General features: G+C 37.8%; 11 protein-coding genes. 9 read left to right on the top strand and 2 right to left on the bottom strand.

Annotation, left to right across the window (positions count from 1 at the left end):
* Positions 1-73 precede the first annotated feature (73 nt).
* On the bottom strand, positions 74-409 hold the full coding sequence (locus ACIQXW_RS19940; protein WP_173479220.1) for a heme oxygenase: 336 nt from the start codon (positions 407-409) through the stop codon (positions 74-76).
* A gap of 315 nt (positions 410-724) precedes the next feature.
* On the opposite strand from ACIQXW_RS19940, the gene ACIQXW_RS19935 reads away from it, so the two are divergent.
* The 7 genes from ACIQXW_RS19935 (at position 725) to ACIQXW_RS19905 (ending at position 8309) form a co-directional block, all read left to right on the top strand.
* Positions 725-1411, top strand: a complete 687-nt coding sequence (locus ACIQXW_RS19935; RefSeq protein WP_340826394.1) for a response regulator — start codon at positions 725-727, stop codon at positions 1409-1411.
* Positions 1395-2819 carry a sensor histidine kinase gene (locus ACIQXW_RS19930; RefSeq protein ID WP_340821681.1) on the top strand — a complete coding sequence of 475 codons (1425 nt, stop codon included), beginning with the start codon at positions 1395-1397 and terminating at the stop codon, positions 2817-2819. Before ACIQXW_RS19935 ends, ACIQXW_RS19930 begins: the two co-directional genes overlap by 17 nt.
* A 185-nt stretch (positions 2820-3004) precedes the next feature.
* A complete protein-coding gene (locus ACIQXW_RS19925) occupies positions 3005-3868 on the top strand; it encodes a peptidyl-prolyl cis-trans isomerase (protein ID WP_401021041.1) in 864 nt (287 codons plus the stop codon).
* An 18-nt stretch (positions 3869-3886) separates the two neighbouring features.
* A complete protein-coding gene (locus ACIQXW_RS19920) occupies positions 3887-4588 on the top strand; it encodes a polyphosphate polymerase domain-containing protein (protein WP_402764917.1) in 702 nt (233 codons plus the stop codon).
* Positions 4589-4604: 16 nt separating this feature from the next.
* Positions 4605-5288 carry a DUF4956 domain-containing protein gene (locus ACIQXW_RS19915; RefSeq protein ID WP_340821687.1) on the top strand — a complete coding sequence of 228 codons (684 nt, stop codon included), beginning with the start codon at positions 4605-4607 and terminating at the stop codon, positions 5286-5288.
* Positions 5289-5336: 48 nt separating this feature from the next.
* Complete coding sequence (locus tag ACIQXW_RS19910; RefSeq protein WP_402764912.1) at positions 5337-7463, top strand: CotH kinase family protein; 2127 nt, start codon at positions 5337-5339, stop codon at positions 7461-7463.
* 243 nt (positions 7464-7706) lie between these two features.
* Positions 7707-8309 (top strand): class I SAM-dependent methyltransferase, encoded by a 603-nt coding sequence (locus tag ACIQXW_RS19905; protein ID WP_340821690.1) that lies wholly within the window; start codon positions 7707-7709, stop codon positions 8307-8309.
* Positions 8310-8396: 87 nt separating this feature from the next.
* Here ACIQXW_RS19905 and ACIQXW_RS19900 read toward each other — a convergent pair whose 3' ends face one another.
* Positions 8397-9854: a cryptochrome/photolyase family protein gene (locus ACIQXW_RS19900; RefSeq protein ID WP_402764909.1), complete on the bottom strand. Its 1458-nt coding sequence runs from the start codon at positions 9852-9854 to the stop codon at positions 8397-8399.
* Positions 9855-9904: 50 nt separating this feature from the next.
* On the opposite strand from ACIQXW_RS19900, the gene ACIQXW_RS19895 reads away from it, so the two are divergent.
* A complete protein-coding gene (locus tag ACIQXW_RS19895; protein WP_402764906.1) occupies positions 9905-10339 on the top strand; it encodes a hypothetical protein in 435 nt (144 codons plus the stop codon).
* 306 nt (positions 10340-10645) lie between these two features.
* Positions 10646-11869, top strand: coding sequence for an ABC transporter substrate-binding protein (locus tag ACIQXW_RS19890; protein WP_340821695.1), 1224 nt, complete (start codon positions 10646-10648; stop codon positions 11867-11869).
* The last annotated feature ends 82 nt before the right edge of the window (positions 11870-11951 follow it).

Raw genomic sequence — 11951 nt, 5'->3', positions numbered from 1 at the left:
ATGCATATTTCTAGAAATATGCATGGTTTTTTAGATAGAATCAGAAGATATTTAAAAGGTTTACAATTCGTTATTAGCTTTGTGCTTCGATAGAAGAAGCAAGCTCAGCAATAACAATTTTACTGCCGATAATAGGGCTATTCTCAGGTTTTGCACCTTCTGAGCCAGGCTCTGGACGGTGATGTGCCGCAGCAAAAGCATCACTATTACGCCAAGCTTGGAAATGTTCCTTAGATTCCCAGTACATATTGACGCTCATTTCGTCATATGTAGGATCATCTGTTGAGATTAATACCTCTACTTTATGAAAGCCCTCAAACTGTTGTAGAGGACCTGGCTTCGTAAAGTTTGGTGCCATTTTTGCTGCAAAGCCAGGCTTTACTTGAATACGATTTGTAACAATAATCATACTATTACCCCCTAATCATTTTATTGAAGATAGTCTAAACTACAATTGAATGAATTATCAATGATTATCATTCGCAATCAATGATAAGTGTCCAAAGAAGCCATTGTCAACCGAATTGCAATAATTCAAGAGAAGAATAATAACTTTTTCTATAAATGCATTAGATGAATAGGTTGTATGGTGGATCGTTATAAGTCTGTTTTCAAATATACAAATATACATATAGAGCATTGTTCTGTAGAGCTTGCTGACATTTAGCTGACATAAACAGATGCTATAATAAAAAATCAACAAGCCGTGGCGGGGTGAAAAATGATGACCAAAATATTAGTGGTGGAAGACGAATTCGCAATTAGCCAAGTATTGAAGGCTTATTTGCAAAAGGTTGGATATGAAGTTGTACAATGCTTTACGGGTGGTCAGGCAATAGAAGTGTTTACGGAACATCAGCCTGATTTAGTATTATTAGATATTATGTTACCTGAAAAAAACGGCTGGACGATTTTACGAGAAATTCGCAATGAGAGCGCTTGTCCAGTTATTATGCTAACTGCGTTAGGGGATGTAAATTACCGTTTAGAAGGTTTCGATCAAGGTGCAGACGATTATATTCCTAAACCGTTTATAGCTGACGAAGTTGTCGCGCGAGTAAAGGCTGTATTAAGGCGAGCTGAAAACAATCATGAAACAACTTTAAAGAAGCGATTTGGTCAGTTGGAAATTGATATGCAGGCGCATCAAGTGCACCTCAATGGTCAAGAAATTGTGTTAACACCGCGGGATTTATCGGTGCTCTTATTTTTAGCAGAACATCCAAATCAAACATTTACAAGAGATCAGCTCATTGAACAAGTATGGGGCTGGGAATATGACGGCAGTGATCGAGCCGTCGATTTAGCGGTGAAGCGATTACGGAAAGCGCTTATAAACTGGGATGAAGCAGAAGGAGAGATTAAAACATTACGTGGATTGGGGTATCAGTTAAGTGTTCAAAAAAAATAGGCGAATCTCCTTACTCAACTATTGGACGAGACGTTATTTACTTACACTCTTTATAGGGCTAGCCATTATCTCTTTAATTTCCGCTAGCTGGATACGTCACACAGCTTTTGAAAATCGGCTTGATTTAATGAATTTTATAGCGGAAGAAACAGTTTATCGTTTGACGGATACAACTGGTTCAAATGCACCTACAGACGGCATACCAGGCTTTATCGGTAATCGTGAACGATATAATATGAGAGAAATTGATCCGATTTTATATGTAGTCGATGTAAAAGGCAATGTTCTGACAAGTAATCGACCGATGCCTCCAGGAAGCACTAATAATGTTGCTAACTTATTAGATAATGAAGAAGGAACAAAGAAGATACTAGTCGAAGTCGATAGCAAAAAGACAGTTCAATATGTAGTGAAAAAGAAGATTGAAAAGGATAATAATGTAGTTGGATGGGTGCTTGTGCTAGAGAAAAAGGAAAATTTGACGAAAGTTCAACAAGAATATGGTCAACTTGCCTTACTAATTGGAGCTCTTGCTGTCCTAGGCTGGGGAGCGATCTATTTCTTATCAAAGCGCTTAGTACGTCCAATTAAGCAGGTAGCTGAAGCGGCTAAACAAGTACAAGAAGGCAATTATACATTTGATTTACCTCAAAATAATAAAGAAGAAGAAATTTTCGAGCTTGTCACATCCTTTAAGGAAATGGCCAATAAGCTAGAACAATTAGAGAGAACGCGAACAGAGCTGCTTGCTGGTGTGACGCATGAGCTAAAAACGCCTGTTACGTCCATTAGTGGGCTTTTGCAGGCTGTAAGAGATGGTGTTGTAACTGGTAAGGACGCTAAAGAATTTATACAAATGGCTTTGCTCGAAACGACGAAAATGAAAACGATGGTTGGAGATTTACTAGCTTTTAATAGTTTTGCAGTAGATGCGATCCCTGTTAAGCTCGTCACAGTGAATGTCAATCATCTTGTGCGGGATGCTGTGGCACAGTGGGAAGTGATGGAGGATGAAGAAAACGTTAAAATACAAGTAAATTATCTTCTGGAGTCAGTAAATGTGCAGGCAGATGTCGTACGTATGCAGCAAATATTCACAAACCTTTTAACAAATGCAAAGCAAGCAATGCAGGAAGGGTTAGTGACGATTACATTAAGGCAAAAACTTGATAGGGTCATTATTGCTGTTAAAGATACAGGGAACGGAATAACTCAAGAAGATCAGGCATTTATTTTCGAACGATTTTATAGAGGGGAAAATAAAAAATACGCTGTTCGAGGGCTAGGCTTAGGTTTACCATTAAGTAAAATGATGGCTCAATCAATTGGTGGTGATTTACGTTTAGTTGAAAGTAATCCAACAGGAACATGCTTTGAAATAACCTTATTAAAGGCTACTACGCTGTAACGGCGTGGTGGCCTTTTTGTTGTGCTGTATAGGAGAAGAAGGGGATTTGTAAAGCTATTATAAAGATTCACAAATGGAAATGTAAAAATTTTTGAAGGAATTGTAAAGCTGACATCTGACTGACACATAAGCACTTTATAGTAAGCAATGTAAACGAGAAAATAAACGAAAGGATGTTATAGAGAGTGACTATAAATTCAAGGTTTATCAAGATATTTGCTGTTCCCGTTGCATTAGCAATGCTATTAACTGGATGTGGAGAGAGTAGCGATTATGTGGCAACGGTGGACGGTGAGAAGATTCTCCAGACAGAGCTAGATGAGGCATTGCGCAGTCAATATGGCACAGACATGTTAAACACACTCATAGACAATAAAATCATCGAACTTGAGGCAAAAAAAGAAGGCATTACTATATCGGATGATGCCATTAAAGTGGAATATGATGAATTGGTTGAATCGTATGGCGGGGAGGATGCTTTACAAGAAGCACTCGATGCAAATGGTCTAACGAAGGAGAGTGTCAATGATAATATTCGAATGTATCTGATGACGAAGGATGTAATTGCAGCAAGTATTGACATTACAGATGAGGAATTAAAGCAATATTTTGAAGAAAATAAGGATGACTACGGTCAACCAGAACAAGTTGCAGCTAGTCATATTTTCCTTGAAGATGAAGCAACTGCAAAAGAGGTTGAAGCGAAAATAAAAGCTGGTGAGGATTTTGCTGAGCTAGCGAAAGCATATTCAACTGATACAGATACAAGTGAAGACGGCGGTGATTTAGGCTATATTAGCCGAGGGCAGATGGATGAGCAGTTTGAAGAGGCAGCCTTCGCTCTTGAAAAAGATGCCGTTAGCGGGGTAGTACAGTCAGCAGAAGGCTATCACATCATTAAAGTGACAGGTAAAGTGCCAGCAGAAGAAGCCGTATTTGAAGATGTTAAAGATGAAATTTATGAAACAGTATTGGAAACACGTATCAATGAAGAATATACGACTTGGTTAGCTGAAAAACAAGAGCAATACAAAATTGAAAAGAAATAGTAGGAAGGAGAAAATATCATGCCTAAACTGACATCATTTAATCCGAATGGTCGCAAGGAAATTAAACAGGCTATCTCATATCCAGACTACGCACTTTTAAAAAGCAAAATCCAGCATTTGATGCGGCTGGATCACAATGCAGGTCCGGACGGTAAGTATTTAATTCGAAGCACATACTTCGATAATTTTGCTAACAAAGTTTTGAATGAAAAAAAAGAAGGGTTTATTAATCGAGATAAATACCGAGTACGTATTTATGGGAAATCTGCTGCTTTGGTGAATTTAGAGCGTAAAAGTAAGCGTAATAATTTAACGTTTAAAACGAAGTGTGTAATCTCACAGACGGAGTACGAAAAAATGCGTACTGGTGAAATTGCATGGATGGAAAATGATGATCGTGTTTTAATACGAGAATTATTTCATGAGATGAAATATCACCAAATTAAGCCGACGACGGTTGTCGATTATGAGCGAGAGGCGTACATTTATCCCTTTGGCAATGTACGTGTAACATTCGATAGTAAGGTGCAGTCAAGCCTTCGCAATACAGATATGTTCAGTAAAAATTTGCCTATGGTTGATGTGCTAGAACCGAACCTTGTCATTTTAGAAGTGAAATATGATGAGTACTTGCCAGATATTATTAAATATTTACTACAATCAGTGGATACACGTGCTGAAGCTTATTCAAAATACCAGCTTAGCCGTATGCATGTATAAAAAGGAGAAATGAAAAATGGATAATATGAATTTTAGTGATATTTTTAAATCAAATTTTCTAGAGAAAACAACATCATTTTCATTAACAGATTCAATCATTGGACTAGTTGTTGCTTTCTTTGTTGGGCTATTTATTTACGCAGTATATAAGAAAACTTTTAATGGTGTGATCTACTCGCATTCCTTTAATATTTCGTTGCTCATTATGACTATGGCAACATCTCTCGTTATTATGGGTATTAGTTCTAACGTCTTGTTGTCTCTTGGTATGGTAGGTGCATTATCAATTGTTCGTTTCCGTACACCTATTAAGGATCCAATGGATTTAGTGTATATTTTCTGGGCAATAGTGTCAGGTATTCTTTGTGGAGCAGGATTCATTCCACTTGTTATTATTGGCGCAATATTGATTGGTCTAGTTCTACTAGTATTAGTGAATAAAATTACGATTGAAAATCCTTACTTATTAATTGTGAAATTTGAAGAAGATATAGCTTGTGAAGAAGTGGAGCGTATCATTGCTGCACAGTCTAAAAAGTACGCGTTAAAATCAAAATCAATCATACAAAATGATGAAATCGAAACAACATATGAAATTCGCGTGAAGCAAAATGATGCAAAGTTTATGGACAATTTAACAAAAGTACCTGGTGTAAAATCAGCAATTATGCTTAGCTACGATGGTAACTTCACAGCGTAATGAAAGTGAATGATTGTTTTCTAACTACGAGCAAGAGAGGTGCAGTCAATGATTAAAAATCGAATTGTCTATACCAGTATGGCGATTCTCCCCCTACTCTTTGGCGTGATGGTTGCTGTACTTCCAAACTTAGGCATTGAAACGAAAAATACGGAATATTCCTATGAGACGCTTGTGTTCAATAAAAGCAAAGTAACAACTGTTGATATTGAAATACCTCAAGAGGACTGGGAGGACATGCTGGAAAACGCTGCTGATGAGGAGCTAAAGCAGGCCAATATAACAATAAACGGCAAGACAATAGAAAATGTAGCGATTCGTACAAAAGGTAATTTATCGTTACGTTCTGTTGTCAATAGCGACTCCGATCGTTATAGCTTGAAAGTCGATTTTGACTATTATGATGATACGCAAAGCTTATATGGCTTAAAAAAATTAAATTTAAACAATAACTACAGTGATTCAACTTTAATGCGAGAATATCTTTCATATGAGCTCATGGAAAAAATGGGCTTACCGACACCAGCCCACTCTTATATGTATTTAACGGTGAACGGAGAAGAACGTGGCCTATATTTAGGAGTAGAAGCGGTCGATGAAACATTTTTAGCGAATAACTACGGATCCAATGACGGATTTTTATTCAAACCTGATGGTGTAGGTAGTGATTTAAAGTATATTAGTGATGATATTGCTGACTATACAGGAATTGGTTTGAAAACAAATGAAGACAATATTGAGGACTCGAAGTTAACTGACATGCTTGATGCCATAAATAATGGCGGAGACATCGAACAATATATTGATATCGATGAAATGCTACGCTACTTTGCTGTTAATACAGCACTAGTAAATCTAGATAGTTACCAAGGAAATATGAAGCATAACTACTATTTATATGAGAATAATGGCGTGTTTTCTATAATACCGTGGGACTATAATATGTCATTCGGCGGCTTTGGTGCTGGCGGTGGTGAAATGGGCGGCGGCAATCCAAATCAAATGCGGGGAAATGCGAATAATGAATTACCTGCAGAAGGACAGACGGAGGAAAACGCAGACACACCAGCTATGAGGCAACCACAAGAGGGTCAACCAAATGGTGAGCAATCACAAGAAGGTCAGCCAAATGGTGGGCAACCGCAAGAGGGTCAACCAAATGGTGAGCAATCACAAGAAGGTCAGCCAAATGGTGGGCAACCACAAGAGGGTCAACCAAATGGTGAGCAATCACAAGAAGGTCAGCCAAATGGTGGGCAACCGCAAGAGGGTCAACCAAATGGTGAGCAAGCGCAAGAAGGACAGCCAAACGGCAAGCAATCGCAAGAGGGACAGTCAAATGGTGAGCAACCGCAAGAAGGACAGTCAAACGACGAGCAGACACAAGACGGGCAGCAAAACGCCAATCGCAATAAAGGGAACTTCGACATGGGCGGCGGTATGTCTAGTAATCTAATGGCAGATAGTGCAATAAACTTTAGCATAACTACACCTGTATCTGGGACAACTCTAGAAGAGCGCCCACTTTTAAATGCTTTACTGTCCAATGAAACATATCGCGCTAAGTATGAAAGTTATTTAGAACAACTTGCAACAACTTATTTAACAGAAGATTATATTCAGTCGATTACGAACAACTTAGCGATGCTATTAACAAGCTATGAAGAAGCAGATCCTACAAAATTTTATACAACAGAGCAGTTTTTAGAAGGTGTGTCAGGGGACAACAGTCTACCTGAATTTGCTAAACAACGTTCTGCATCAATCTTAAAGCAACTGTCAGGTGAATTAGTTGTAGAAACAAGTGCAACTGCTCAAGGTAATATGGGTATGCCAAATGGCGACACAAACAATGAGGCAAATGGAAATCAAATGCAAATGCCTGACGACTTTGATCCGAGCCAATTACCAGAAGACTTTGATCCAAGCCAATTACCAGAAGACTTCGACCCCTCACAAATGCCTGAGGGTGGCATGGGCAATGAGCAAGGTGGAAAAGCTAATGGTGGTCCAATGCAACGTCCAGATGGAATGGGTTTCCCTAACCAAGGCAATGGACAGGCAACTCAAGAAACAGGAATTGATAAAAGTACAGTGCTAACAGCTACCGCAACGTTTTCATTTTTAGTGGCTGCACTCCTCTTTGTTTTTAGATTTAATCGTAGAGGACGTTAAAAACACATCATAGGCAAACATTTTAATATGGTCAGAGTGTCAAAAATGGCATCAAGAGGCTCACTCTTGATGCCATTTTAGTGCCAGGCACTCAAACAATTTGCCGTGCTAGTTTTTACAGTGTGCTGAGGGCAAGTCAACCGTAGTTAAGAAAAATGGATTGTAGACAATCTTTTGGATATGGTGTTTGCTTTTTTTCATGCTAAAATAAAGCATTCTTTTTTTCGAGGAGTATCTAAATAAATGAATGAACAACAGTTTGATAAACTTTTGCACATTAATACAATCGGAGAACAATATGGATTTCCTAAACTAGCTCATTACCATCGTTATGAGCCAACTCCTTATGCTGGATTGGAACAATTATTTACACAATATGATTTGCCGGAAAATCCAGTATTTATTGATATGGGCTGTGGAAAAGGAAGGGTCCCTATTTATATTCATCATAAATTTCACACTCCGGCAATTGGAATAGAAATGGACGCAGGCTTTTATGCAGAGGCAGAGCATAATAAGGAGAGTTACTGTCGAAAAAATGGCTCACAAGGTGCCATCTCTTTTGTTCATACTATTGCAGAAAACTACAAAATAAAGCCGTGTGATAATGTTTTTTTCTTTTTTAATCCGTTCTCCATCAATATTTTCCGAACTGTCATTCATAATATATGGGAGTCTTATGAGCAAAATATGCGTGATATTCACATTATTTTATACTACCCACCATATGATTATTTGCAGTTTTTACATCATGGTACACCTTTTGAATTAATACATGAAGTACATCTAGAAAATGAAACAAATATTAATGAACGTCTTTGTGTATTTGCATTAAAAAAGGCGTAACTTCCATAGTGGGGTTGATTTCCGATCGGTGGAAAGCACCACCGCGACGAACATCAACGTTTACAGCAAAAAAGTGTTAGATTGCTTTCAATCTAACACTTTTTTATCTTCTGTCCCAGTAGCTTTTTTTATGGCGTTGTACCGTTCCAATGCACGGGCTCTTGCCGTTTTATGGTCAACGATGGGCAGCGGATAGGTGTCACCTAATGTGATATGAGCCTGCTCTAAGATAGTAGCTGGAGCTGTATGTGGAGCGTTTATATATTTTGATGGTAGCTTTGCTAATTCTGGTACCCATTTTTTTATATATGTACCATCTAAATCAAACTTCTCACCTTGTAAGGAAGGATTGAAGATACGGAAATAAGGTGCGGAATCGATACCCGTGCCGCTTACCCACTGCCAGCCCATCGCATTATTTGCTGCATTAAAGTCCAGTAGCGTATGCTCAAACCATGAATAGCCTTCCTGCCAAGGCTGTAGTAAATGTTTTACTAGAAATGAGGCAACAACCATTCTTACTCGATTATGCATATAGCCAGTTTCCCAAAGCTCACGCATACCAGCATCAACTAACGGGTAGCCTGTTTGCCCTTTTCTCCAAGCAGCCAGATGTAGAGAATTAGGCTCCCATTCAAAATGCTGAAAATTACTGCGTAAAGAGATGGTAGAAAATGAAGGATAGGACAACAGCTGATAGATTGAAAACTCTCGCCATATTAGTTGTCTTAAAAAACTTTCGACTTGTTGACCGAACGCTGCGTTATCCTCAACTTCTATTAACTCCTGACAAGTAGTCCACAGAAAACGAATACTAATATTACCCGCTGCAATAAATGGAGACATTTTTGAAATTTTTTCCTTGGTTAGGTAATCTCGCTTGTCCTTGTAGTCATATAAACCTCCCTCTATAAAAAGCTCCCATTGGTCTAATGCGCCATCCATCCCAGGGCGCCAATAATTATGAAACTTGTTATACCAGTTACCATTCAGTAGCTGCAACTGTTCTAATGACAGAGATGATACGTTCATAGGAAAGGCTTGCATGTTAGCAGGACGTCCAAGTGGCTTACGTGCTAGCTCCTGTAAACAGCGTTTATAAAAGGATGTGAAGATAGCATATGGCTTGTTTTGCTGATTTCGAATGGAAGTCACGTCAAATAACGTATCACCATAAAACGCTTTTACTTCAATATCATTTGCACGTAATATATTGGCTAAATGTTCATCTTCGGAACGCTCAGTTTCACTAAAACGTTCGTTAAAATAAACAGCGTCAGCCTGCGTATCTAATGCCAACTGAAGAACTTGTGAAATGACATCGCCCTTTTGTAAAATAAGCTGCATGTCGTAGTTACTAAATGTAATTTGGAGATTTTGAAGCGAATAGTACGTCCAAAAATGTTGAGCGGAGTCTTGCTCTGGCAATTGGTCATTCTGAATATAAAGGGGTAAGATGGCACCTGTATGGGCTGCATGCCATAGAGCGGGGTGATCATCTAGACGTAAATCATTGCGGAATAGCACAATTATTTTTTTATTCATATTAAATCATCCTTTTATGGATTTATTTAGATTGAAGTAAGGAGGAGCACATGAAAATACTCATCAATCGTCAAGTAATAATAGCGTCCTTTGTTGCAGGTTGTATATTTGGGGCTTTCTTCAAAGTTGTTGAAAATCTAACAGGCAGCCGTGTATATACATTACTATTAAACGTCGATTATATACCGATTATAAAGAACTTTCGATTTCCTGAAGTAATAGAATTCATTTTTCATCTTATTATATCGTGGTTAATAACAGCCGTATTATGCGCGATTCGTAATAAGTATAAGTGGAATAATTCTATGTTAATGAGAAATAGTGTCTTTATACAAATTTTTATAGGCTGTATGTTGTTCCCTACAACAATTTTCTCAAAACGGACACCGATTATTACTGATTATTTCGCTTTAAGTTGGTGGCTTATTGGTCATGTTGTGTACGGGGCATTGATAGGTATACTCTTAAAAAGAAAAAATAGCTAAGAATTAAAAAGAAAGCAATTTTCGCAAAATGGATGTTAGTTTTATAGTGACAAAAAATTTGCTTAATAGCTTTCTATTAATTTAGTCCTAATTAATAGATAATTCACAAATAACTAATTATACTGAAAAATCACTCTAGACTAAATATAAAGAATGTTTTACAATGTAAAAGGCTTAATTGAATATTATTTTGTTTCAAAAATAGATAGTTATAAATAATTATTTTTGCTATTGAGCATTAGCAAAAGATTGTTTATAATTATCAGAAATATCTAACATTTGAGAATTTTCAGGGGGAATTTAATTATGAGAGAGTACAATAAGCTTAAAAAGTTCGGTTCACTTCTAGTAGCTTCTTCACTACTTGCAGGCGTACTTGCAGGTTGCGGCGCTGGAGACAGTAATACAAGTTCAGGTGGAGGCTCATCATCAGGTGGTGGCTCAAAAGATGGAGATACGATTAAAATCGGTGCAAACTTAGAGCTTTCAGGTAACGTAGCTTCATACGGTTCATCAATTGGCTTAGGTGCAGAATTAGCTGTTAAAGAAATTAATGATGCAGGCGGTATTGATGGCAAGAAGATTGAACTTATTAAAGTAGATAACAAGTCAGAAAACTCAGAGGCAACTGCGGCAGCTATTAAACTAGCAACGCAAGATAAAGTAGTAGCGATGCTAGCTCCTGCAACTTCTGGTAATACTGTTGCAACAGTTCAAATCGCAAATGATAACAAAATTCCGATTGTTACTGGTTCAGGTACAGCTCCAAACATTACAGTAAATGACGATGGCAGCATTAATGAATATGCTTTCCGTACTTGTTTCATTGATCCATTCCAAGGGATTGTGGCTGCAAACTTTGCATCAGGTGAACTAGGTGCGAAAAACGTAGCTATCTTTGGAGATAATGCATCTGATTATGCAAAAGGTTTAGCAAAATCATTTAAAGATACAATCTCTAAAAGCGGTGGGAAAGTTGTAAAAGAGGAAGCTTATGTAGCGAAGGATACAGACTTCCGTACACAATTAACGAATATTAAATCAGCGAATCCAGACTTCATCTTTATTCCTGGATACTATGAAGAAGTTGGTCTGATTGTAAAACAGGCGCGTGAAATGGGTATTACAGTTCCACTTATGGGAGCAGACGGTTGGGATTCTCCAACTTTAATTGATTTAGCTGGAGCAGATGCACTGAATAATACGTTCATTACAAACCACTACTCTGCAGAAGACCCAGATCAAAAAATTCAAGACTTTGTAAAATCATTTAAAGCAGCGAATGGCGATAAAGCACCGGATGCATTTAACGCACTTGGCTATGATTCAATTTACTACATTGCAGATGCTATCAAACGTGCAGGCTCTACAGACGGCGAAGCAATTAAAAATGCATTAGCTGAAACAAAAGATCTTTCTTTAGTAACAGGTACTTTCTCAGTTGACGAAAACCATAACCCAATTAAAACAGCAACGGTTCTTGAATTTAAAGACGGTAAACAAGTGTTCAACTCTAAAGTAAATCCTTAATTTTTTTTAAAAAAGCAAGGGGGAGGCGGGCAACCTGCCTTCTCTTTTATTTTTTAACAGACAACTAGACTAATAAAAAAAA

Origin of the sequence: Lysinibacillus sp. NPDC097162 (genome assembly GCF_044762185.1) — a bacterium.
GTDB lineage: Bacteria > Bacillota > Bacilli > Bacillales_A > Planococcaceae > Lysinibacillus.
The sequence above is the reverse complement of the archived record's forward strand: the minus strand, read 5'-3'. Positions and strand labels throughout refer to the sequence as shown.